The organism is Haemophilus sp. SZY H53 (assembly GCF_054332375.1).
In genome coordinates, this window is sequence record NZ_JBTGNV010000004.1 from 91,644 (window position 1) to 115,587 (window position 23,944).

Sequence of the window (23,944 nt, forward strand, 5' to 3'; positions counted from 1 at the left end):
TTAATCACTTTTCAGCATGTAAATCTTCCGATTTTTGACCGCTCTTTTTCGTTTTGTTGCTGGTGTGCTTAAACCTTTTGAAATCTGACTTAAACGACGTAATGCGGTGAAATCAACAAAACGCACTAAATCCGGCAGCATTTGATTAAGCGTAAACATAAATTGCTGATAACTCGCCTGTTTTTGGCTGATATCGGTTAATTGCGCTTCCCAATGTGCCGTCATGTCAGGTTGCGTAGCAATATCCGGCAAAGCTGAAATGAGGATCCGCCCTGTTTCTGTGCTGTGAATATTGCGTCCTTTTTTCGTCAAAAAACCGCGTTTAAACAGCAATTCAATAATACCTGCACGGGTGGCTTCTGTGCCAAGCCCATCCGTTTCACGCAGAATTTTTTTCAATTCTTTATCTTGCACAAAACGTGCAATCCCTGTCATGGCGGAAAGCAATGTCGCATCGGTAAATGGTTTTGGCGGTTGCGTTTTTTTGCTCACCACTTCGCCTCGTTCACAATACAGGATCTGCCCCTTCTTCACGATCGGCAATAACGGCTCTTGATTTTCATCTTCGTCTTCTTTGCCAAGCAACGCTTTCCAACCTGCTGTTTGCAAGTTACGAGCTTGCGCCACAAAAGTACCACCCGCAATACTTAAGGTAATTTTGCTTTTACGATATTCCGCATCGGGACAGAACTGCAATAAATACTGGCGTGCAATCAATTCATAAATACGTTGTTCATCAATGCTTAAATTGCTCGAGCGTGTGTTAGCCGTCGGAATAATCGCATGGTGCGCTTCCACTTTTTTATCATTCCAGCAACGATTACGCTGCTCGCTATCCACCACCGATGGCAAGGTTTGATAAGTCTGACAATGCAGTGAAATGGCATTCATCACTTTATGTCGCTCAGCAAAATGCTCTTCCGGCAAATAGCGACAATCAGAACGAGGATAGGTAATCAAACGATGGGTTTCATATAAACGCTGACAGGTATCTAACACGCTTTGCGCTGACATACCAAAACGTTTTGCTGCATCAATCTGCAATGCTGACAATGAATAAGGCAAAGGGGCAGTTTCTTTCTCGCGCTTATCTACATATTCGGTCACTTCGGCAGGTTGATCGGTAATGCGTTTCATCACATTTTCGGCTAAGCCTAAAGACAGCACACGACCATCTTCATCTTGGTAGTCTTCGCAAGCTTTACTTGGTTGCCAAAGTGCAGAAAAAAGTGCGGTCGGATTTTCAGATGTTTTTTCGTCTTTTATCCATGCCAACACTTCATAGAAATCTTTTGGTTGGAAATGTTCAATTTCCAAATCGCGTCGAACAATCAAACCTAATACGGGGGTCTGCACTCGCCCAACAGAAAGCACACCATCATAACCCGCTTGGCGACCGCGAATGGTATAAGCGCGAGTCATATTAATACCATAAAGCCAATCCGCACGAGCACGCGCCAGTGCAGAGGTGGCTAATGGAATAAAATGACGATTCGGTTGGAGTTTTTGTACCGCTTTTTCGACCGCGCTTGGGTTAAGATCGCTAATCAGACAACGTAAAATGCCATCACGTTTTTCCGCTGATAAATTGGCATAACTAAACACTTCATCCACCAGCAACTGCCCTTCTCTATCCGGGTCACCTGCGTTAACTAAAACATCAGCTTGATGAATCAGTTTTTCCACCACAGAAAGTTGTTTTTTGACTTCTTTTCGCGGTAACAGAATCCATTTTTCAGGAATGATGGGTAAATGTTCTAAACGCCATTGTTTGAATTTCGGATCGTAGGCATCCGGCTCTGCCTGTTCGAGCAAATGCCCCACGCACCAAGTCACAACATCATCATTGCCGCATTTAATAAAACCATCACCACGTTGATGAGGTTTTGGCAATACATCGGCAATAGCTCGCCCAAGACTGGGTTTCTCGGCAATAAACAGGCGCATAAGATTAGTCGATCTGACGACGACCTAAGAAAGAGTGGGTTAAGGTTGTGCCGTCCACAGTTTCTAATTCCCCACCGACAGGGATCCCGTGAGCAATACGGCTTACTTTAATATTATGTTGATGGCAAATTTCAGCAATATAATTGGCTGTGGCATCGCCTTCTACCGTTGGATTGGTCGCTAAAATCACTTCATGGAAAGATTCTTCTACCAGACGTTTTTGCAATAAATCCAAACCAATCTCTTTTGGCCCAATACCATCTAAAGGCGATAAATGCCCCATTAAGACAAAATAACGTCCAGAAAACTGGCCTGTTTGCTCAATTGCTTGGATATCAGCCGGCATTTCCACCACGCAAAGCAAACCTGAATTTTGACGGCGAGGATTGTTACAAATATTGCATGTTTCCTCTTCGGTAAAATCACGACACTGTGAACAATGTCCAATTTTAGACATCGCTTCCGTTAATGCACGTGCCAAATTCATCCCACCGCTACGATTACGCTGTAAAAGATGATAAGCCATACGCTGCGCTGATTTAGGGCCAACACCCGGCAAGCAACGGAGATTTTCAATAAGATGTTCTAAAAGTGGACTGCTTTGCATAATATTTATGATGGGAGAAAATGGATGGTGTGTGAACCGATAAACTCACACACCCAATGAATTAAAATGGAAGTTTCATTCCTGGAGGTAATGGCATGCCTGCGGTCACAGACGCCATTTTTTCTTTTTGCAATTCTTCTGCACGACGGACTGCATCGTTGAATGCGGCAGCGATTAAATCTTCCAACATTTCTTTGTCGTCTTCCATTAAAGAAGGATCGATCTCAATACGACGGCAGTTGTGCGCACCATTAATCGTGATTTTTACTAAACCCGCACCGCTTTCGCCTGTTACTTCTAATTGGGCAATTTCTTCCTGCATTTTTTGCATTTTTTCTTGCATTTGTTGGGCTTGTTTCATTAAGCCGCCTAAACCGCCTTTTCCAAACATTGGATTTTCCTTCTTAAATTAACTAAAACGAGCCGCATTTTAGCGAAAAAATTTGCCTTTGGGAACAGAGAAATTTATTATTCCACACTCCAAAACTTGGTTAAAAATGACCGCACTTTTATTTAGGAATCGCTAATGGAAACTCGTTATTACTTTATATTTACGGCAGCTATTATTTTGTTACAACTGCTGATTTATATTTTTAATAAAACGCTGATTTGGTGGCTGAACAAACCACTCACCCAAAAGACAAGACGAGCGATTACCTTCACCTGTTTTTTGCTTCCTAATGCCTTGGTTATTTGCCATTTTTTAAAGCTTTTTACGGTATTTCGACTTATTGCTTTAATGCTCGCGCTACTCCTTTTTTCAGCCTTTGCGAGTATCGCCGTCGGATGTATTCATTTTCTTTTCCGAAAATCCAAATCCATTACCAAAATCGACCGCACTTTGCGTATTGCTTACCCAATTTTATTTATTGGTATCATTGTCTTAAGTGTGTATAACGCCTATGTAACCCGTGTTATTCATTATGAAATTACACTAGATAAACCGATTAAACCATTACGAATTGGCATGGCAAGCGACCTCCACTTAGGCAAATTATTTGGCGGAAAAGAATTGGATAAACTGGCTGATATTATGCAGCAGGAAAAGGTCGATATCATTTTACTGCCTGGCGATATTATGGACGATAACGTTAATGCCTATTTAGCGGAAAAAATGCAACCTCATCTGGCAAAACTCAAGGCCCCGATGGGCGTTTATGCCACATTAGGCAATCACGATTTATTTGGAGACCAAGATCGAATTGATCAGGAAATTCGCAAAGCAGGTATCACCATGTTAAAAGATGAAACATTAACGTTAAATAATGAATTGGTGCTTATTGGACGAAACGATAATCTGACTCGTAATAGACCGAGTACCGAAACATTATTAAAACAAGTGAACACTGACTTACCGACTATTCTCTTAGATCACCGCCCAACAGATATCGAAAAACATGCTTCACTTCCGCTTGATATTCAAGTTTCAGGACATGCACATAAAGGGCAAATATTCCCCGCCAGTATAATCACAAAAATGATGTATCGTTTGGATTATGGCTATGAAAAGATTGGTAATCCACATGTATTTGTCACTTCAGGTTACGGCTTCTGGGGCATTCCAATGCGCTTAGGATCTCAATCAGAAGTAGTGATTATTGATGTGAAAGGAAAATAAAAAAGAGCGGTCAAACTGATCTGACCGCTCTTTTATTATCAATGACATCTTAAGAACACACCACTTTCACCGCTAAGCCACCTTTCGATGTTTCGCGATATTTGGCATTCATGTCTTTACCTGTTTCATACATGGTTTCGATCACTTTATCCAAGGTTACACGAGGATTTGTGGTCCGGCGTAATGCCATACGACTAGCGTTAATCGCTTTCACTGAAGCAATCGCGTTACGTTCAATACAAGGTACTTGTACTTGTCCACCAACAGGGTCGCAAGTTAAGCCCAGATTATGTTCCATCGCAATTTCAGCTGCAATACACACTTGTACTGGCGTACCGCCTAGGATTTCAGTTAAACCCGCTGCAGCCATTGAACATGCTACACCCACTTCACCTTGGCAGCCAACTTCTGCACCAGAAATAGACGCATTCATCTTATAAAGTGAACCAATCATACCTGCAGCTAATAAGTAGCGCTCAATCACATCCTGTGTTAAAGGGCCTACAAATTTTTCATAATAAGAAAGTACAGCCGGCACAATACCACAGGCACCATTTGTTGGTGCGGTCACAACTCGTCCACCCGCAGCATTTTCTTCATTTACGGCAAGGGCAAACATATTTACCCAGTCGATGACATGCATTGGATCATTTGCAAGACGATTACTATTAGCTTGCAAGAGACGATAAAGTGACGGTGCACGACGTGCCACTTTTAATGGTCCTGGTAACACGCCTTCTGTATTGACACCATGCTCAATACAATCCTTCATGGTTTTCCAAACATTATGTAAATGCGCTTCAACCTCTTTTTTATCACGTAATGCTAACTCATTTCTCATCATCACTGTAGAAAGCATTAAGCCATTTTCCTGACAATGTTTCAAAATATCTTCAGCATATTGATAAGGATATGGCACGGCTACAGGATTCTCTTCCTCTTGACCAAAATGCGCTTCATCTACGATAAAACCACCACCGATAGAATAATAGGTTTGACGGTAAAGCACATTACGTTCAGCATCCAATGCGGTAATTGTCATGCCATTTTCATGCAATGATAAAAAGGAATTATGGAATACCATATTGGCATCCCAATCGAAATTAACCGTTTTTTTACCCTGTGCAATCGACAGTTTTTTGGTTTGTTTAACCTGTTCGATAAATGTTGGGATTAAATCAATGTCTACATCGTGTGGTAGATAATCAGCTAATCCCATAATGATCGCAATATCTGTATTATGACCAAGCCCCGTCATTGAAAGAGACCCATACACATCCACATGCAAGGTTGCGACTGCATCAAATTTACCTTGCTCGATTAAATCGTCAATAAACTGTTTACCCGCTTTCATCGGGCCTACAGTATGGGAGCTGGATGGCCCAACCCCCACTTTAAACATATCAAATACACTAATCATATTATTTTCAATCCTAAGCTAACCTAAAAAGTCGCTTATAATAATCCATATACGACCGCAGAGATAGCAATTAATCCCATTACTGTTACAAATACATTGCTAAAACGACCTTGATAGCGTTTCATCGCAGGTACATTGCGGATAGCATACATTGGCATAATGAAAAGGATCATCGCAATAATTGGGCCGCCAAGGGATTCAATCAAACCTAAAATACTTGGGTTAATGATTGCTACGCCCCATAATGTTAATAAGAAGAATACTGCAGTACCATAATTTAATTTTTTACGATTTACACTTTCACCTTTCATTTTGAGGTATAAACCTTCTAAACCTTCACGAGCCCCTAAATAATGGCCAAAGAATGAACTCGTAATCGCTAAGAAAGCCACTAATGGTGCAAAATAAGAAATGTATGGATTATCAAATTTATTCGCAAGATAAGACAAGATACTGATATTTTGTGCTTTTGCCTCTAATAACTCTACCGGTGTTAACGTTAATACACAGCTAAACACAAAGAACATCACGAAGAAAAGTAATATAGTTGAAGCCCCTTTCTCTGTATGACCAATGTGATATTCCGTTGTATCAAAATCTTTATATTCACGTTGTTGAGAAAGCGTGAAAGAAGAAATTGCCGGAGAATGGTTAAAAGAGAAGACTAATACTGGGATAGTTAACCACAATGTAGTGATAAAACCACCAGTAGTAGGAAGCTCATAAAGCATTGATGCATTCCATTGAGGAATGAGATAGATTGATAATGCAAAGAGAATCAATACCAATGGATAAACTAATAATTCAGTGATTTTCAACATTACTTTTTCACTGAACAGCATTACCGAAATTAATACCGCAATTAATACAAAAGAAAGAATTACACGGTTTGGTGAAGCCATACCTAATTGGTTTACGATAAAAGAATCAACCGTATTAGTAATACCGTTTCCATAAATTAATAAAATAGGAAAGATCGCAAAAAAATACAAGAGTGTAATTAATTTTCCTGCTGTTGGACCAAAATGTTCTTCAACTACTTCAGTAATATCACTGCCAGGTTTAGAAGAAGATAATACGAAATAAGCCAAGCCTCGATGAGCAAAATAAGTCATTGGCCCCACTAGAATCGCCATTATAATTAATGGCCAAAAACCACCCATCCCCGCATTAATAGGTAAAAATAACACACCGGCACCAACGGCAGTACCAAATAAATTTAATACCCATGCGACATCAAATTTATTCCACTTTTTATTAGTTATTGTATTCATATTGAATCCTTATAGAGTTAGTTATAAACTGTTCATTTAATAAGCACTTATTGAATGACGGCGATATTATGAAAGGGATTAAAAAGGAATGCAAAGTATAAAAGATAAAAATGTGATCTACATAACAAATTTATTTGAATTATTTTTATAAATATTTATCTAGATCAAAAAAATACTAAGAAAAAATTTATTTTTTTATTTGGAAAGAAATGAAGAAATTATATTTTGCAAAGAGAAAAGCAAAAGCCGCTAATTAAATAGCGGCTTCTTAAAATTTGGCTCCTCCTGCGGGACTCGAACCTGCGACATATGGATTAACAGTCCACCGTTCTACCTACTGAACTAAGGAGGAAATGGTGCCTCGAGGCGGAATCGAACCACCGACACGGGGATTTTCAATCCCCTGCTCTACCGACTGAGCTATCGAGGCGTTATCGTTATTGGCTACTGCCTGACAACGGAGCGTATTAAACTATTTTTTTGAGTATTGGTCAACAACTAAATTCAAAAAAAGTGAAAAAATTAGTTTGTTTGAATGGTTAATAACCAAAACGTCTATAAAAAGAACGTTTTTTGAAAACTCAATTAAAAATAACCGCTCTTTCTAAAAAAATAATGCCCGAAAATTCTTTCGAGCATTGTATTTAATCACCGAAATTATCGTCTTACACGGAATTTCTTTTGTGCTGAATCTACTTTCAACAAGTAATTTCTCGCTTGTGAAGATGGATGTGCCGTAGTGAGAATACGATATACCTGTTCAGGATACATTTGATTGATTTTATAAATAGCTTCATATTTATCACTGTCAAATACCCGCAACACTGCTCCAGCTCCACTATTATAAGCAGAAATCATTGCAAAACGTTTAGAAGTTGGATTCGTAATACCATCTAAATATTGATTTTGTAGAATCCATAAATAAGATACACCCGCATCAATATTATTTGCAGGATCATACAGATAACGAGCTGATGGTTGTCCACCTTTACCTTTCATGGCAAACACATCACGACCAGCCGTACTTGGCACCACTTGCATTAAGCCAATCGCATTCGCATAACTGATTGCGTAGGGGTTGAAGCTAGATTCTGTTTGCATAATACCTAAGATCAAGCTTTCATCAATACCATAGCGCTCTGCGGCTTTACGTACCAATGGAAGATATTTTTGTGCACGCACTTCAACGTGATTCGCAATCATTGAGATCACCACAAATTGCACGGTGTTACCATTTTGCAGGCGGCGAGTTTGTAATTTATTTTGGATTAAATAGGTGGCGAAGTTGCTTGCGATAACTTGGTTAGCAATTTGTTGGCCATTATTGTCCACTACCTGACCTAATAAGAAAGGACGCGTACTGATCGGTACATCACCAGAAGCGAATAAGTCGATACCTTTCGCATCCGAGCCCATCAATAAAGTATGGACAATCGCATTATGTAAGCGATTAAGATCTTTTTGTGTTTCAATGATGATTGAACCTTCATCAAAGCTTACGTGGCTACGTGTGTAGAAAGAGTCTGTATATTTCACATAGTCTTTACGGCTCGCCACTAAAAGTTCATTTACTCCCCAAATACGATCGATATTGTGAGAGAATTGACCCGTTAAAATATCTAAACCTTGCGTGTCTTTTGCAAACACTTCGTCATAATTAATGCCACGTCGATGGCTTGGCGAGTCGCTACAAGCATATAAAAGCGGAAGTAGCGCCAATAATAAATACTTTTTCATAATCTTTTGTTATTTAGATGGGGGAACGTAACCTTCAATATGCACTTCCTTGCCTTCAAATAAGAAATTCACCATTTCTTCTTCTAATAATTTTCGATGTTCGGCATTCATCATATTGAGCTTTTTCTCATTCACTAACATGGTTTGCTTTTTGATCCATTCGCCCCATGCTTGTTTACTAATTGAATTAAAAATACGTTTACCTAATTCACCGGGATACAGTTGAAAATCCAACCCTTCTGCATCTTGTTTCAAATATTCGCAAAAAACGGTTCTAGCCATAATAATTCCTTACAAATTGCGTTAATAAATTTTTCACAGGCTGAGCTAACCCGATCTGTTCTGGTGACGTTGGATCATACCAATATTTGACCGCACTTAATAGACCAGATCGAGATTCTTTTCCTTTTTCTGACAATTTTTTCCAATCTGAACGATCGCCATCTTCAGATTTTCGATCGACTTCAACATAAATAGGATGAATGTCTAGATGAAAATGACTAAACGTATGACGGAAAGTCACCCATTCTTGATATTCGGTAATTCCTTGTTCGTTCAGAAAATTCAGCAATGTTTGTTTATCATCAAACTGAGGGAAACAATACAATCCACCCCATAAGCCTTTGCTTTCACGCTGTTCTAACCAGACTTTTCCTTGATGAGATAAAATCAAAAAATAGCTCTGCTTTTCCGGCAACGATTTTTGGGGTTTCTTTCCAGGAAACGCTGTCCACTTTTCGAGTTTATTGGCTAAACAATCGTTACTTAGAGGACAAAGATCACATTTAGGTTTTGTTCGGGTGCAAATAGCCGAACCGATATCCATCATCGCTTGATTAAATTCAGCGACTCTCGTTGTTGGTGTAACCTGTTCGCTCAACTGCCATAATTGATTTTCGACTTTCTTCTCACCAGGCCAACCTTCTACAGCAAAATAACGAGAAAGGACGCGTTTTACATTACCGTCTAAAATCGGATAAGGTTGATTTTGTACAGAAGATAAAATTGCTCCTGCCGTCGATCGCCCCACGCCTGTTAATGCCCAAACTTGCTCAAATTGTGTAGGAAATTCACCTTGATATTCATCTCTAATGGTTTGAGCGGCTTTATGTAAATTTCTTGCACGGGCGTAATAACCGAGTCCCGTCCACAGATGTAACACTTCGTCTTGTGATGCATTAGCAAGTGCGGTCACATTAGGAAAGGTTTTGATAAATCGCTCAAAATAAGGAATAACAGTAGAAACTTGGGTTTGTTGTAACATTACTTCGGAAAGCCAAACACCATAAAGGGTTTTATTTTGTTGCCAAGGCAAATTTTTACGCCCAAACTTTTCATACCATTGTAAAACTGAGTGGGCAAAAGGGACATCAACAGAGGATTGGGCTAACATAACTTTCCTAAAATGCAGTCAAAATAAGTAAGAACTTGGCGATGATTCTATCACTAAAGCGCACCTCTTGATCAATTTGATTTTTTCAGTATAATTCGCAGTCTATTTGGTGCCGGATTATCGGCGATTATTAACTCACGCGGTGTAAGTGGAAAGCATTTATAGCGGCGTGGCTTCAGTTTGAGGTTTTCTATGAAACAAGGTATTCATCCAGAATATAAAGAGATCACTGCAACTTGTTCTTGCGGTAACGTGATCAAAACTCGTTCAACTTTAGGCAAAGATATCAACCTTGATGTGTGCGGTAGCTGCCACCCATTCTACACTGGTAAACAACGTGTTGTTGATACTGGTGGTCGTGTTGAACGCTTTAACAGCCGTTTCAAAATCCCAGGTACAAAATAATTTGAATCTGTGTGAAGAACCCTGCTTAGGCAGGGTTTTTTATTATCCAATAACTCACAATATTTCAAATACAACCTACTAAAAGAACAATTTGATAGTATCATATCATCTGGAATATGATTGTATACTCGAACAGAAATTAGCAATCCGCCGTTGCTTATCATGGTCTGTCTTAAGTAAATAAGTCTAGATTTTGGGAGCCAAATAACTTTGATTGTGCTATTTAACTATACTTTTTTATTTCTTACACAAGTTGATTATTATGTTCATAAGCATAAAGTGTATTAAACATCAGCATAGCAACCGTCATAGGTCCCACTCCTCCCGGTACTGGCGTAATATAAGACGCTTTTTGTATCGCTACATCATATTCCACATCACCGACCAATTTACCATCAATACGGTTAATGCCTACATCAATTACGGTTGCCCCTTCTTTAATCCAATCGCCAGGAATAAAACGAGGTTTCCCCACAGCGACGACTAACACATCCGCCTGACGAATATGATGCTCTAAATCTTTGGTGAAACGGTGCGTTACCGTAACAGTAGCGCCTGCTAATAATAATTCAAGCGACATCGGACGTCCCACAATATTTGATGCACCAACGATCACGGCATGTTTACCGTGTAAATCAATACCTGTGGTTTCCAATAATTTCATTACGCCATAAGGGGTACAAGCCCGTAAAGTTGGAATACGTTGGCATAAACGTCCAACATTATAAGGGTGAAAGCCATCTACATCTTTTTCAGGGCTAATTCGTTCAATAACGAATGCGCTATTAATCTGTTCGGGTAATGGAAGCTGAACCAAAATACCATCAATGGTTTCATCTGCATTTAATTGATCTATAAGTTGAAGTAGTTCTGCTTCTGTTGTTGTTTCAGGCAAGTCATAAGATTTCGAGACCATTCCAATCTCTTCGCAACTTTTACGTTTACTGCCCACATAGACTTGAGAAGCAGGATCTGCACCCACTAAAATTACTGCAAGTCCTGGTGCACGTTTACCTTGAGCATGATAATGTTCAATTTTACTGGCAACATCAGATTTGATTTTTTTTGATAGTTCAGTACCTGAAATAATTTGGGCGGTCATGCGTTTTTCCTCTAGGTGGAATTAAGTAAACGTTTGCTATTTTAACTGAGAACGCCTTATTTTACAAAGACAACAAAAGTGCGGTTGAAAAAACTGGAATAATTTTGAGCAGTTGAAAGATAAATCTAAAAAAATTAATTGACTGAAAAGAAAAGCTCACTATAATTATGCTCAATCGTCGGCGAGTAGCGCAGCTTGGTAGCGCAACTGGTTTGGGACCAGTGGGTCGTAGGTTCAAATCCTATCTCGCCGACCACTTCTTTTATATTTCCCTCGAAATGCCATACAAAAGATGTAACCCTTGAAATGCGCCCTTAGCTCAGCTGGATAGAGCAACGCCCTTCTAAGGCGTGGGTCAAAGGTTCGAATCCTTTAGGGCGTGCCATAACTCATCTCCATCTGTCATTATTTCTCTAATGTGCTTTTTATCGAAAGTAATCAATTCAACGCATATTTTGTGCAAGACAAAATAGCGTAAATTCCAGATCTCAACAATGATTAGTTAAAAAATGATTTTAAATTTAGAAAAGAAAATATTTGAATGGCGGTGAGAGGGAACAACGATTTTTTCTTCTTAAGCCTTGTGTAGTCTAAAACTTTGATATTCTGCATAGCCCGTTAGGGAGTTATACAGGGAGTTAAAAATAAATTTTCCTGTTATTTGTCCTTGTTCAAAGGGCGATTATGGGAAAAAGAGCTTTAACGGTCAATCTTTAAATTTCGTTTAATTTTGTTTTATGCGTTCATTTTTTTGACAATGCGTTTACATGAGATATAGCGGTGATCAGATTCAGATTTACTAGAAAATTAAGATTGAATATTTAGATGTCAAATTTTATTCTTGAGAAGATTAATAACCACTGTATAGAAATTTTGTTGTATTTTTCTTACTTGTATTTTTTTGGCGGCTCCCTATTTTTCGGGGGAAAGTGGGAAAAGTGGGAAAAAGTTTATAACTTGTTGATAACAATAATAAAAAAAACATGGAATTTTCCCCCATTTTCCCCTTTTTGAAAAAAATTCCCCTTTTTTCATCCCTTCCAATTTCAAGAAAGGGGGAAAAGTGGGAAACGGGGGGAAAAATTAAACACTATAAACAACAATATAATATATTGATTTAATTATAAAAATTATGAATTGATTATTGTATTTTCCCACTTTCCCACTTTTCCCCCGTTATTTTTGGTTTGCTTTAGAAAAAATTAAAAAGGTTAATAATCACTATGTATTATGTTAAATACACTACTGTATAAAAAGGCGATTCAATCGAACCGCCTTTATTTATTCCTCCAATGGTAGGGTGATTTTTAACCCTCTTTTTGTTGGTGTTGTAATATTTTTATCCTGCAAGGTTGGATAGGTTGATTCATTGCGCCATGTATCCTTATCTTTTCGTTCCGTTCTGATTAATCGCTTTTCTTTGAGCAAAGATTCAATGATTTTTTTCTCTGGAAAAGCTCCCATTTCTAAAAGTAGATTCCGCTTGTCTAATATTAGATAGGAATTTTCCCGCGTATCTTCTTCAAAATAAAACCCTACAAATTTTTTGCTTAATGCTTGCCGCTTGTTGTGTCAAAATTTGGTGAATTGCCATACTTCCCCCTATTTTTTTGAGTGGCTATTTCTTGTTATATTAGCACTCAAAAAAGACTTTTAAAAGCTCTCTTTGGGTAATAAAAAGCCCCGATTATACTACCGGGGCGTTATAAGGATTAGAAAGTGAATATTCGGCTTTCTCGTGGTTCGTTTGGTAAAGTGCGGTTGAATTCTTGTTTAAATTCTTGCGCTTCTTCTGCCATGAGTGCCATAAAAGCCAACATTAAATGTTCTTCATCGTCCTTTTGCACTTTGCCGCTTTCGATTAATCCTTTTACGCTGTGATTAATAAAAAATTGCGTGGCAGTCAGCAGTTGTTTAGCAGATTCTTCGATAGTTTGCATTATTCAGGAACCTCAAGCCCATCAATATAAACGGCGTGGCGGTGATTCTCTAACAAGAAATCAAGGCTTGTTGAAAAATACACTTCTTCTACATTTCGTTCCGGGCGGTTGATGAAAAATAGGCGTGAGGTGTTTTTCGTGAAATAAAGGGCTAAATTGGCAAGTGGCGTGATTAAAATGCCGTTGCGAGGGAAATGGCTTACATTGACCGCTTTCAGCCCGCCTATCTCGCCATTTCTCTGCCATTTCTGAAAAGGTGAGTTGCTTTTCTTCTACTGGGTTTTGTAATGTTTTACGATAAGCAAGCGGATCAATATTTCTATAAATAAGCCCTTTGTATTCTTTCACCATTTCTCGGGCAAAAGTTAAAGAAAGTGTTGGATATTCTCCTAAGCTCATTTTCTTATATTTACCAGTAAAAGAATAAACAAAGTAAAAGGTTTTCGTTTTATTTGGTTTTACCCTAATCATTAAGCCTGATTCTTTGCCATCGTGCTTTGTGTATTCTTTCGCTTTGGGTTTTAGGGACTGTAAAAAAGTGTCGGTGAATGGTTTATTTAATTTCATGATAAAAAGCCTTTGTTTGATTAAAACTTAGCCGTTTTAACTCCCTCGAAAAACGCCCAAAAAGTGAGGGAGTAAATTAGGGAGTTAAAAACGGAAACAAAGACAAACATAGACCAACGAAAGAAACAGATTAAAGAAAACTAAATCATTGTTTTTACGTTGTTTTTTGACAAGAAAGACATTATTTGACAAGGCTCGTGGCGGTGAGAGGGGGATTCGAACCCCCGATGCACTTTCGCACATACACGCTTTCCAGGCGTGCTCCTTCAACCACTCGGACATCTCACCGTTTTGAAGTGCGTGGAATATAAAGATTTATCTAAGATTAGTCAAGTTTTTTGAGCTAGAACATAAAAAATCCTATTCCTTTTAGCTAAAATATAAACTTATCTCTTTTCCATCGTCGTATTTTTATGCAAATCAAATCTCTCTTTTCTAAAAATGTGTTTCTGGCTGTAAAACCATTTAGCGCATTGAAAGAATCTTTCCGTGAAGGTTACGGAAAACAAAAATTGATTAAAGATATTATTGCGGGACTCACAGTAGGAGTCATTGCAATTCCCCTCTCCATGGCCTTAGCGATCGCTAGCGGTGTTCCACCACAACATGGTCTTTATACGGCTATCGTAGCGGGTATTGTGATTGCATTAACTGGTGGATCGCGTTTCAATATTTCTGGACCAACCGCGGCATTTGTTGTGATTTTATATCCCGTTACTCAACAATTTGGACTCAGTGGCTTGCTCATGGCAACGCTACTTTCGGGGATTATTTTAATCATCATGGCGTTGTCTCGATTGGGTCGGTTAATTGAGTATATACCTCTCCCCGTTACACTTGGCTTTACCTGCGGGATTGGCATTACTATCGGTACATTGCAAATCAAAGATTTCTTAGGTTTAGATATTGCCCAAATGCCATCTCACTATATTGAAAAAGTACAGGCTATTTTGACCGCACTTCCGACGATTAGCTGGGCTGATACCGCTGTTGGTGTGGTCACCTTATTTGTTCTCACACAATGGCACAAACTTCGTTTACCTGTGCCTGGTCATTTACCAGCTGTGATTATTGGTACACTGATGGCATTAGCTTTAGGACAATTTGGTTTCTCGGTTGAAACCATTGGCACAGCATTCCACTACACCTTAGCCGATGGTACAACGGGAAACGGTATTCCAAATGTCTTGCCTGAATTTACCTTACCTTGGAATATTCCAAATGCGCAGGGGGAAATCATTAATTGGAATTTTGATCGCATACAGACTCTCTTACCTGCAGCCTTTTCAATGGCAGTATTAGGTGCGATTGAGTCACTACTTTGTGCGGTCATTTTAGATAACATGACTGACACAAAACATCACTCCAATAATGAATTACTCGCTCAAGGTTTAGGTAATATTATTTCACCATTCTTAGGCGGAATTACGGCAACTGCAGCAATTGCACGTTCTGCAGCCAACGTTAAATCTGGGGCTGTATCACCAATAGCCAGTGTAATTCATGCACTCTTAGTTTTATTCTCGCTATTATTCTTTGCGAATGCCCTGTCTTATTTGCCACTCTCTTCTATGGCTGCATTGCTATTAATGGTAGCTTGGCATATGGCGAATGTACCTGAAATCATTCGTTTAGCACGTCGGTCAACAAAAAATGAAATTGCGGTGTTGTTCACTTGCTTAATTCTCACCGTATTATTCGATATGGTGATTGCCATCTCAGTTGGCGTATTATTGGCGAGCCTCTTATTTATCCGCACCATTGCAGAAATGACAAAAGCTATTGAACAACCTGCACCAGAAGATCTGAATGATGTGTTAGCTTATCGTATCAGTGGCCCATTGTTCTTTGCCGCGGCAGATAAACTCTTTGCGGATTTGCATGATAAAACCGTACATACGGATCACGAAATCAAACATATCGTATTACAATGCGATGCCGTGACCGTACTCGATACGGGGGGCATCCATGCACTCACTCACTTTGTACAACATATGTTGCCACATCAACAAATCTACTTGTGCAATATGCAATTTCAACCACTAAGAATGTTAGTGAAATCAAACTCTGTTCCTGAATTGCAAAAAATCAACTACGGCTCAGATTTACAAGATGTCTTTAATAAAATTCGTGAGTTTGAGCAAGCAAATCCATAAAACAGTGAAAAGCGTGCTAAAATAGACACGCTTTTTTATCAATAAAAATAAAGGAATTCAGAATGCGTCCAAATAATCGTGAAAATCATCAATCTCGTCCAATTAAAATCACCCGTAATTACACAAAACATGCTGAAGGCTCAGTATTAGTGGAATTTGGTGATACTAAAGTATTGTGTACGGCGAGTGTTGATGAAAGCGTACCGCGTTTCTTAAAAGGACAAAATCAAGGTTGGGTGACAGCAGAATATGGCATGTTGCCACGCTCGACACACAGCCGTATGCAACGTGAAGCAGCAAAAGGCAAACAAGGTGGACGCACCATGGAAATTCAACGCTTAATCGCACGTTCATTACGTGCAATGGTTGATTTAGAAGCCCTTGGCGAACGTTCTATTACCTTAGACTGCGATGTGATTCAAGCGGATGGCGGTACAAGAACAGCGTCTATCACGGGTGCAGCGGTGGCTTTATGTGATGCTATCAATGGTTTAATCGCTAACGGCACATTAAAAACCAATCCAATCAAAGGTCTGGTTGCGGCAATTTCGGTTGGGATTGTTGAAGGTGAAGCTGTGTGTGATTTAGAATATGTGGAAGATTCAGCCGCTGAAACAGACATGAACGTTGTGATGATGGAAGATGGCCGCATGATTGAAGTGCAAGGTACGGCAGAAGGCGAACCATTCAGCCACGAAGAATTACTCACCTTATTGGGCTTAGCAAAACAAGGCTGCGAACAAATCTTCGCAGCACAACGTCAAGCATTAGGTTTATAGGAACAAAAAATGGAAAGCTACAAAATCGAATTTATTAAATTTGCGTTGAGCCACCAAGTGCTCAAATTTGGTGAATTTACCCTAAAATCAGGTCGAAAAAGCCCTTATTTTTTCAATGCTGGATTATTTAGCACGGGCGCAGATCTTGCTCGCTTAGGTGAATACTATGCGAAGGCAATTCAATCAAGTGCGGTCGATTTTGATGTTATTTTTGGACCTGCCTATAAAGGTATTCCGATTGCGACGAGCGTTTCCATTGCACTATTCAATCAATTTAACCGAGATACACCTGTTTGTTTTAACCGCAAAGAAGCGAAAGATCACGGTGAAGGTGGTAATTTAATCGGCAGCCCATTAACTGGCAATGTGTTATTAGTCGATGATGTCATCACCGCCGGCACGGCTATTCGTGAATCCATGGCGCTTCTTGAAGCCAACAATGCCAAATTAGCCGCCGTATTTATTGCATTAAATCGCAAAGAAAAAGGCAAAGGCGAACTTTCCGCCATTCAAGAAGTGGAACGCGACTACCAGTGCCAAGTCCTTTCCATTATTGATTTTGATGATTTAATGCAATTCATTGAAAACGAAGTCGATTATCAGCAATATTTGCCGGCAATGCGGGCTTATCGTGAAAGTTATGGTGTGTAATTTGCTACTTGAAAAATAAGAAAAATGCCATATTAATGTAAGGGCAGACATTTACGTCTGCCCATTATTGTCAAAAAGACTTATTTTTTGACCGCACTTTAGGGGAAGAGAATGTATTTTTTTGGAAAGATTATCGGGGTTATTTTAGGTTTCAAATGGGGTGGTTTTTTCGGTGCCATCGCTGGACTCATTTTAGGCTCAATCGCAGATAAAAAACTTTATGAGATGGGTTCTGTTAACTCAAGCTTTTTTAAGAAAAAAACGACCCGACAAGCGCTTTTCATGCAAACTACTTTTGCGGTACTTGGGCATTTGAGTAAATCCAAAGGTCGTGTGACGGAAGAAGATATCCAACTGGCAAATCAGCTGATGAACCAGATGCAATTAGATGAGAGTCATCGCAAACTTGCTCAAGAGGCATTTAGTCGAGGTAAAGCAACCGATTTTCCACTACGTCAGGTGATTCGCGAATTCCGCATTGGATGTGGACAACGGGCTGATTTACTAAGAATGTTCTTGCACGTACAAGTGCAAGCCGCATTTGCTGATTCTCAATTACATGACTCAGAAAAAGAAGTCCTTTATGTGGTGGCTGAAGAGCTTGGTCTTTCCCGTATGCAGTTTGAGCAAATGCTGGCAATGGAAATTGCAGCTCGTCAATTTACTCAAGGTGGATTCTATCGCCAATACCAACAAGGTGGCAATCAACAGCAAGGTGGCTATCAGTACCAAAAACAAGGCGGATACCAACAATCTTCAGGTCCAACATTAAGTGATGCTTATAAAGTACTGGGTGTGAGTGAAAGCGATGACCGTAATGCTGTAAAACGTGCATATCGTCGTTTAATGAATGAACATCATCCGGATAAATTAGTGGCTAAAGGCTTACCGCCAGAAATGATGGAAATGGCTAAAGAAAAGGCACAACAAATCCAAGCTGCTTACGATTTAATTTGTAAAGTGAAAGGCTGGAAATAGTGCGTGTTATCCTCGCTCCCATGCAAGGGGTACTTGATCCTTTCGTTCGCCAGCTTTTAACCGAAGTGAATGAATACGATCTCTGCATCACCGAATTTGTCCGCGTAGTAGATCAACTCTTACCTGAAAAGCTCTTTTATCGTCTTTGCCCTGAACTCAAAAATCAGGGTTTTACACCTTCTAGAACACCTGTTCGCGTCCAACTTTTAGGTCAACATCCGAACTGTCTTGCTGAAAATGCCCATCGTGCCATTGAACTTGGCTCACATGGTATTGATTTAAATTGTGGCTGTCCTTCTAAGACCGTTAATGGCAGTAACGGAGGTGCAGCCCTACTCAAACAACCTGAATTAATTTATCAAGCGACTCTAGCCTTACGACAAACTGTACCTAGCCACTTGCCTGTTAGCGTTAAAGTACGATTAGGGTGGGATTGTACTTCACAAGCGTTTGAAATTGCCGATGCAGTACAACAAGGTGGCGCGACTGAAATTACCATTCACGGTCGAACCAAAGCCGATGGCTATCGTGCCGATCGCATTAATTGGGAAAAAATCGGTGAAGTGAGATCTCGCTTAGCGATCCCTGTAATTGCTAATGGTGAAATTTGGCGTTGGGAAGATGGTCAAGCATGTTTAAAAGCGACCGAGTGTAAAGATCTAATGGTCGGACGTGGTGCATTAAATATCCCAAACTTAAGCCTTGTACTCAAACAAAATTGCGAAAAAATGCCTTGGGCGGATATTCAAAAGATCTTGCAAAAATATGCGGAAATGGAAAATTTCCATGATTCCGGTTTTTATCATGTTGCCCGCATCAAACAATGGCTACGCTATCTCAATAAAGAATATCCTGAAGCGGGCATCGTTTTTGAGCGAATTAAAACCAGCAAAACAGCAGAAGATCTGAGAGAAAGACTCTGTCAAGGCTAAAAAAGTGCGGTCAGAATAGACGGCTTTTTTAGCATTATCCCCACTCGTACGATGAGTTCAACACTCAAACAAAACTTGACCAAAATCAAAAGTTATCATACAGAACCAGTAGAATCGATGAGGCATATACCACAAAAAAGGAGAGGTGCCTAATGAAGACTCGTCTAGGCGAGATTAAAGGTGAATGTTTCCATCATAGATATGAGTCGCATCACCCGTCATATAAAGTGGAGAGCCAACGCCTTCCCATTCAATAAGCAAGCTACCACCAGGTAGATCAACTTGCACTTTATTATCAAGCAAACCTTGCATAATCCCAACAGCCGCCGCCGCGCACGCCCCACTGCCACAAGCTTGTGTTTCACCTGCACCACGCTCATATACACGCAACTTAATATGGTTACGATTGACGACTTGCATAAATCCAGCATTTACCCTTTCAGGAAAACGTTCGTGGCTTTCTAAGAGTGGACCTAATTCTGCTATATTAACCGTTTCAATATCCTCCACTTGAACAACACAATGTGGATTGCCCATTGATACTGCACCACAAAGCACCGTTTGAACATCGGTACGTAGAATATAGTTTTTTTCAAATTTATTGGCAGCAAAAGGAATTTTATTCGGTTCCCAAATCGGCTCGCCCATATTGACGCAAATTTGCCCATCTTCTTTTACCGTTAAAACCATTTTTCCTTTTTGCGTGCTTACTGCAATATCCTTTTTATTAGTCAGCCCTTTTAAGGTGACAAAACGCGCAAAACATCTTGCCCCATTTCCACATTGCGACACTTCACTACCATCTGCATTAAAAATACGATAATGGAAATCTAAATCTGGATCATAAGGTGGCTCAACAATTAAAAGCTGATCAAAACCAATACCACGATGACGATCGGCTAAACGTTTAATGGTTTCAGGGGTAAAATAGGCATTTTGCGTCACAGCATCAACAACGACAAAGTCATTGCCAAGGCCATGCATTTTGGAAAACTGCATGTTTCCTTCCTTGATTTGAAAATTTTTTGGCATTATAGAGAGCAATAAGCCGAATGGCAAATAGCCAGAATAGACAAAGTGCGGTCAAAAAACACTTTATTTTCTCACCGCACTTTCATCATTACATCCAAGCGTTATTACGAATGATCCCTACTGCAATCCCTTCAATTTCAAAACGAGGTTGTTCTTCAAGATTAACGACAATCGGCTGAAACTCTTCATTTTCTGCATGCAGATAAATAACAGAACCTTTGCGTTCTAAGCGTTTTACTGTCACTTCATCTTCAATTCGTGCAACAACAATCTGTCCATTTCGCACATCTTTTGTGCTATGAACAGCAAGAAGATCGCCATCTAAAATGCCGATATCTTTCATGGATTGGCCATATACTTTTAATAAGAAATCAGCTTGAGGCTTAAACATATTAGCATCAACACGATAAGTACCTTCAATATGTTGCTCAGCCAGAATTGGCTCCCCTGCGGCCACACGACCGATGAGCGGTAAGCCTTCTTCTTCCTCATCATTTGCACTGTCATCAATAATGCGAATACCGCGAGAAGCCCCCGCAACAATTTCAATTGCACCTTTACGAGCAAGTGCTTTTAAATGTTCTTCCGCCGCATTAGGGGATTTAAAGCCTAATTCACGAGAAATTTCTGCACGAGTTGGCGGCATACCCGTAGTTTCTAAATGGCGCTTTAAGAGTTCCAGCACTTCTTGTTGTCTGGCAGTTAATGGTCTCATATACACTCCTGTTACTTTATACAGAATAACTGTTAGTATATACAGAAAGATGATGATTGCAACAACTATTTTCTAGCGATAAAAGTGCGGTCAATTTTTTTCATATTTTTGAGTGTTCATCACAAATCTCAAATGTAAATTTTTAGAATTTGACTGGTCGAATGTGTTAAAATGCCTGACAATACCTAGAAATGTCTAACAAAAAGAGAACGTTAATTATGTCTGGCATCGTAAGTACTTATCGTAAATTATTAGAATTACCGCTTTCGGTTTTAGTAAAAAATAATCCAATCCCCGCTCAACCAATTGAAGAGCTTCAACTCAATATCAATCAACCTATTCTTTATGTTTTGCCTTACACCTCTCAAACTGACTTCGTCATTTTCCGTCGTAACTGTCTGAGCGTAGGTTTGCCTGATCCGGCTGAAAAGAATGTAATTGATGGCGTAGCATTACCACGTTATGTCTATTTAGACGAAGGTCGTCGCTTTTTTAAATCAAAAGGCGCAAAAGATGAAACCACCAAAGTCTTCAATAAATACTTAGAACTGCACCTTGATACAGCTGATTTAGATGTACAACTCATTCCTGTTTCTGTACTTTGGGGACGTTCACCAGGTAAAGAAGATAAAGCAAGCTTACCGAATCTGCGTTTATTGAATGGCATTCAAAAAACCTTTGCAGCGATTTGGTTTGGACGTGACACTTTTGTGCGTTTTTCTCAAGCGCTTTCTTTGCGTTACATGGTAAATGAGCACGGTTCAGATGAAAAAATTGCGCAAAAACTGGCTCGCGTGGCTAAAATACACTTTGCTAAACAACGCATTTCCGCGACAGGGCCTCGTTTGCCAAACCGCGAAGCCATGTTTAATAAGCTATTAAATTCTCAAGCAATTCAAAATGCCATTGAAGATGAGGCAAAATCAAAAAATATCAGCTGCGAGAAAGCCTATGCTGAAGCCGAAAAAATGCTTCATGAAATCGCGGCTAATGTAAGCCATTCCAGCCTTCGTGCGGCGGATCGTTTCTTACGTTGGTTATGGAACAAACTTTATTCAGGGATTGATGTACAAAATGCGGACCGTGTGCGTAAATTAGCATTAGAAGGACATGAGATTGTTTATGTGCCTTGTCACCGTAGCCACATTGACTATTTATTGCTTTCTTATGTGCTCTATCATCAAGGTCTTGTACCACCACATATTGCAGCGGGGATCAACTTAAACTTCTGGCCAGCGGGTCCTTTATTCCGCAGCTGGGGCGCATTCTTTATTCGCCGTACGTTTAAAGGTAACCGCCTTTACTCTGCAATTTTCCGTGAGTATTTAGGGGAATTATTCCACCGCGGTTATTCCGTCGAATACTTCATTGAAGGTGGGCGTTCTCGTACAGGTCGCTTGCTTGCACCGAAAACAGGTATGATGTCAATGACGCTACAAGCACTACAACATAACCAGACTCGTCCTATTTCTGTGGTGCCTGTGTATATCGGTTATGAGCACGTATTAGAAGTAGATACTTACGCGAAAGAATTACGTGGTGCAGCGAAAGAAAAAGAAAATGCAGGCTTAGTTTTACGTGTGATTAAAAAATTACGTAATTTAGGTCAAGGTTTTGTGAATTTCGGTGAGCCAATCACGCTTTCCAATTACCTCAATCACCATTATCCAGAATGGAAAGAACAACATCATGAAGATAAACCTCACTGGTTTAACCATGCGGTTGGGTCTGTTTCTAATCAAGTGATGGTGAATATTAATAAAGCTGCAGCCGTCAATGCGATGAATTTAGTGGGGACCGCTCTACTCTCTTCTCGTCAGCGTGCGCTTTCTCATGAACAGTTATTAGAACAACTCTCTAGTTATCAAGAAATGTTAAAGAATGTACCGTATTCTACTGATGTGGTACTGCCAACTGATACACCAAAAGCGATGCTTGACCACGTATTAAGCTTAGATCGTGTTGGCGTGTTAGTTGAAAAAGATAACTTTGGGGAAATTATTCGTTTAGAACGTAATTCCGCTGTTCTCATGACGTATTACCGCAATAATATTCAACACTTATTTGTGTTGCCTTCACTTGTTGCGAGTATCGTTTTACATTATGAAGCAATCCAAAAAGATTTATTATTGGATGCGGTACGTAAAATTTATCCATTCTTAAAAGGCGAACTCTTCCTTCATTTCACTGAAGAAGAATTAGATACACAAATTAAAGCCATTATTGATGAATTTGCGCGTCAAGAGGTTATTCAAGCCAATGATAATTTCTTATCTATCCACCGCTCTAAAGTTCGTATTTTGCAACTTTGGTCTGCGGGTATACGTGAAATCCTACAACGCTACTATATTACAGTGAGTATTTTACGTAGAGACCCTGAAATTGCTCGTGGTTTACTAGAAAAAGAAAGCCAATTGGTGGCACAGCGTCTTTCCGTATTACATGGTATTAATGCACCGGAATTCTTCGATAAAGCCGTCTTTTCCACCTTTATTGCTAATTTGAAAGAAGAGGGTTATTTCGAGGATAATAAAGAAAAATTAGATGAGCTCGCAACAATCTTAGAGCATTTGATTTCTAGTGAGATTTGCTTAACGATCAACAGTGCTGCAAATAAAGCAGATGAAGTTGAGATTGAAGTAGAAGAAGAGGACAAATCAAATAAAGATGAATAATCTTTATTGACATAAT

22 protein-coding genes, 5 tRNA genes and 1 pseudogene are annotated in these 23,944 nt (G+C 39.5%); 10 read left to right on the plus strand and 18 right to left on the minus strand.

Annotated elements, in window-relative coordinates:
* The 3 genes from ACXVWB_RS05140 to ACXVWB_RS05150 all read right to left on the minus strand — a co-directional run bounded on the left by ACXVWB_RS05140 (position 1) and on the right by ACXVWB_RS05150 (position 2,945).
* Positions 1-1,947, minus strand: a complete 1,947-nt coding sequence (locus ACXVWB_RS05140) for a DNA topoisomerase III (protein WP_289901571.1) — start codon at positions 1,945-1,947, stop codon at positions 1-3.
* 4 nt (positions 1,948-1,951) lie between these two features.
* Positions 1,952-2,554: a recombination mediator RecR gene (recR, locus tag ACXVWB_RS05145; RefSeq protein WP_005696838.1), complete on the minus strand. Its 603-nt coding sequence runs from the start codon at positions 2,552-2,554 to the stop codon at positions 1,952-1,954.
* Between the two features lie 61 nt (positions 2,555-2,615).
* The gene (locus ACXVWB_RS05150) at positions 2,616-2,945 is read right to left on the minus strand and encodes a YbaB/EbfC family nucleoid-associated protein (RefSeq protein WP_005696839.1); all 330 of its coding nucleotides are present in this window, start codon (positions 2,943-2,945) and stop codon (positions 2,616-2,618) included.
* 135 nt (positions 2,946-3,080) lie between these two features.
* Here ACXVWB_RS05150 and ACXVWB_RS05155 point away from each other — a divergent pair, with 135 nt between their 5' ends.
* Positions 3,081-4,172, plus strand: a complete 1,092-nt coding sequence (locus ACXVWB_RS05155; protein WP_049356249.1) for a metallophosphoesterase — start codon at positions 3,081-3,083, stop codon at positions 4,170-4,172.
* Between the two features lie 49 nt (positions 4,173-4,221).
* On the opposite strand, the gene ACXVWB_RS05160 is transcribed toward ACXVWB_RS05155, so the two are convergent.
* From ACXVWB_RS05160 to mutY, 7 genes are all read right to left on the minus strand, one after another.
* A complete protein-coding gene (locus ACXVWB_RS05160; protein ID WP_458485232.1) occupies positions 4,222-5,592 on the minus strand; it encodes an L-serine ammonia-lyase in 1,371 nt (456 codons plus the stop codon).
* A gap of 35 nt (positions 5,593-5,627) precedes the next feature.
* Positions 5,628-6,866: an HAAAP family serine/threonine permease gene (locus ACXVWB_RS05165; protein ID WP_289901574.1), complete on the minus strand. Its 1,239-nt coding sequence runs from the start codon at positions 6,864-6,866 to the stop codon at positions 5,628-5,630.
* A gap of 276 nt (positions 6,867-7,142) precedes the next feature.
* Positions 7,143-7,218 (minus strand) — tRNA-Asn (locus tag ACXVWB_RS05170).
* Positions 7,219-7,220: 2 nt separating this feature from the next.
* Positions 7,221-7,296, minus strand: a tRNA-Phe gene (locus tag ACXVWB_RS05175).
* 227 nt (positions 7,297-7,523) lie between these two features.
* A complete protein-coding gene (gene mltC / locus ACXVWB_RS05180; protein WP_289901575.1) occupies positions 7,524-8,603 on the minus strand; it encodes a membrane-bound lytic murein transglycosylase MltC in 1,080 nt (359 codons plus the stop codon).
* 9 nt (positions 8,604-8,612) lie between these two features.
* Positions 8,613-8,885: an oxidative damage protection protein gene (locus ACXVWB_RS05185; protein ID WP_014064755.1), complete on the minus strand. Its 273-nt coding sequence runs from the start codon at positions 8,883-8,885 to the stop codon at positions 8,613-8,615.
* On the minus strand, positions 8,878-9,996 hold the full coding sequence (gene mutY / locus ACXVWB_RS05190; RefSeq protein WP_289901576.1) for an A/G-specific adenine glycosylase: 1,119 nt from the start codon (positions 9,994-9,996) through the stop codon (positions 8,878-8,880). Before mutY ends, ACXVWB_RS05185 begins: the two co-directional genes overlap by 8 nt.
* Positions 9,997-10,188: 192 nt before the next feature.
* Here mutY and rpmE point away from each other — a divergent pair, with 192 nt between their 5' ends.
* Positions 10,189-10,401 (plus strand): 50S ribosomal protein L31, encoded by a 213-nt coding sequence (gene rpmE / locus ACXVWB_RS05195; protein WP_005696847.1) that lies wholly within the window; start codon positions 10,189-10,191, stop codon positions 10,399-10,401.
* A 244-nt stretch (positions 10,402-10,645) separates the two neighbouring features.
* Here rpmE and folD read toward each other — a convergent pair whose 3' ends face one another.
* The gene (gene folD / locus ACXVWB_RS05200; RefSeq protein WP_128787756.1) at positions 10,646-11,503 is read right to left on the minus strand and encodes a bifunctional methylenetetrahydrofolate dehydrogenase/methenyltetrahydrofolate cyclohydrolase FolD; all 858 of its coding nucleotides are present in this window, start codon (positions 11,501-11,503) and stop codon (positions 10,646-10,648) included.
* Positions 11,504-11,682: 179 nt separating this feature from the next.
* Here folD and ACXVWB_RS05205 point away from each other — a divergent pair.
* Together ACXVWB_RS05205 and ACXVWB_RS05210 are read left to right on the plus strand one after the other, a co-directional pair.
* Positions 11,683-11,759 (plus strand) — tRNA-Pro (locus ACXVWB_RS05205).
* Positions 11,760-11,811: 52 nt separating this feature from the next.
* Positions 11,812-11,888, plus strand: a tRNA-Arg gene (locus tag ACXVWB_RS05210).
* A gap of 896 nt (positions 11,889-12,784) precedes the next feature.
* Here ACXVWB_RS05210 and ACXVWB_RS05215 read toward each other — a convergent pair.
* The 5 genes and pseudogenes from ACXVWB_RS05215 to ACXVWB_RS05235 form a co-directional block, all read right to left on the minus strand.
* The gene (locus tag ACXVWB_RS05215) at positions 12,785-12,967 is read right to left on the minus strand and encodes a hypothetical protein (protein ID WP_289901577.1); all 183 of its coding nucleotides are present in this window, start codon (positions 12,965-12,967) and stop codon (positions 12,785-12,787) included.
* Positions 12,968-13,215: 248 nt separating this feature from the next.
* A complete protein-coding gene (locus tag ACXVWB_RS05220) occupies positions 13,216-13,443 on the minus strand; it encodes a hypothetical protein (protein ID WP_289901578.1) in 228 nt (75 codons plus the stop codon).
* On the minus strand, positions 13,443-13,670 hold the full coding sequence (locus ACXVWB_RS05225) for a P2 family phage major capsid protein (RefSeq protein ID WP_354669541.1): 228 nt from the start codon (positions 13,668-13,670) through the stop codon (positions 13,443-13,445). Before ACXVWB_RS05225 ends, ACXVWB_RS05220 begins: the two co-directional genes overlap by 1 nt.
* A 76-nt stretch (positions 13,671-13,746) precedes the next feature.
* A pseudogene (locus ACXVWB_RS05230) lies at positions 13,747-14,010 on the minus strand (Arm DNA-binding domain-containing protein); the annotation flags it as partial.
* A 198-nt stretch (positions 14,011-14,208) separates the two neighbouring features.
* Positions 14,209-14,298 (minus strand) — tRNA-Ser (locus ACXVWB_RS05235).
* Positions 14,299-14,423: 125 nt separating this feature from the next.
* On the opposite strand from ACXVWB_RS05235, the gene dauA reads away from it, so the two are divergent.
* The 5 genes from dauA to dusC all read left to right on the plus strand — a co-directional run bounded on the left by dauA (position 14,424) and on the right by dusC (position 19,506).
* The gene (gene dauA, locus ACXVWB_RS05240) at positions 14,424-16,166 is read left to right on the plus strand and encodes a C4-dicarboxylic acid transporter DauA (protein ID WP_289901580.1); all 1,743 of its coding nucleotides are present in this window, start codon (positions 14,424-14,426) and stop codon (positions 16,164-16,166) included.
* 62 nt (positions 16,167-16,228) lie between these two features.
* On the plus strand, positions 16,229-16,945 hold the full coding sequence (rph, locus tag ACXVWB_RS05245) for a ribonuclease PH (protein WP_289901581.1): 717 nt from the start codon (positions 16,229-16,231) through the stop codon (positions 16,943-16,945).
* A gap of 9 nt (positions 16,946-16,954) precedes the next feature.
* Positions 16,955-17,596 (plus strand): orotate phosphoribosyltransferase, encoded by a 642-nt coding sequence (gene pyrE / locus ACXVWB_RS05250; RefSeq protein ID WP_289901582.1) that lies wholly within the window; start codon positions 16,955-16,957, stop codon positions 17,594-17,596.
* A 111-nt stretch (positions 17,597-17,707) separates the two neighbouring features.
* Entirely contained in the window at positions 17,708-18,574 is an 867-nt protein-coding gene (gene djlA / locus ACXVWB_RS05255) for a co-chaperone DjlA (protein WP_289901583.1), read from the plus strand.
* Positions 18,574-19,506, plus strand: coding sequence for a tRNA dihydrouridine(16) synthase DusC (gene dusC, locus ACXVWB_RS05260; RefSeq protein WP_289901584.1), 933 nt, complete (start codon positions 18,574-18,576; stop codon positions 19,504-19,506). Before djlA ends, dusC begins: the two co-directional genes overlap by 1 nt.
* A 174-nt stretch (positions 19,507-19,680) precedes the next feature.
* Here the strand turns inward: dusC and dapF are convergent, their stop codons facing one another.
* Both dapF and lexA read right to left on the minus strand, forming a co-directional pair.
* Entirely contained in the window at positions 19,681-20,505 is an 825-nt protein-coding gene (gene dapF / locus ACXVWB_RS05265; RefSeq protein WP_289901585.1) for a diaminopimelate epimerase, read from the minus strand.
* 121 nt (positions 20,506-20,626) lie between these two features.
* Positions 20,627-21,253 carry a transcriptional repressor LexA gene (gene lexA, locus ACXVWB_RS05270; protein ID WP_289901586.1) on the minus strand — a complete coding sequence of 209 codons (627 nt, stop codon included), beginning with the start codon at positions 21,251-21,253 and terminating at the stop codon, positions 20,627-20,629.
* Positions 21,254-21,471: 218 nt separating this feature from the next.
* Here lexA and plsB point away from each other — a divergent pair, with 218 nt between their 5' ends.
* Positions 21,472-23,928 (plus strand): glycerol-3-phosphate 1-O-acyltransferase PlsB, encoded by a 2,457-nt coding sequence (gene plsB, locus ACXVWB_RS05275; RefSeq protein ID WP_289901587.1) that lies wholly within the window; start codon positions 21,472-21,474, stop codon positions 23,926-23,928.
* The last annotated feature ends 16 nt before the right edge of the window (positions 23,929-23,944 follow it).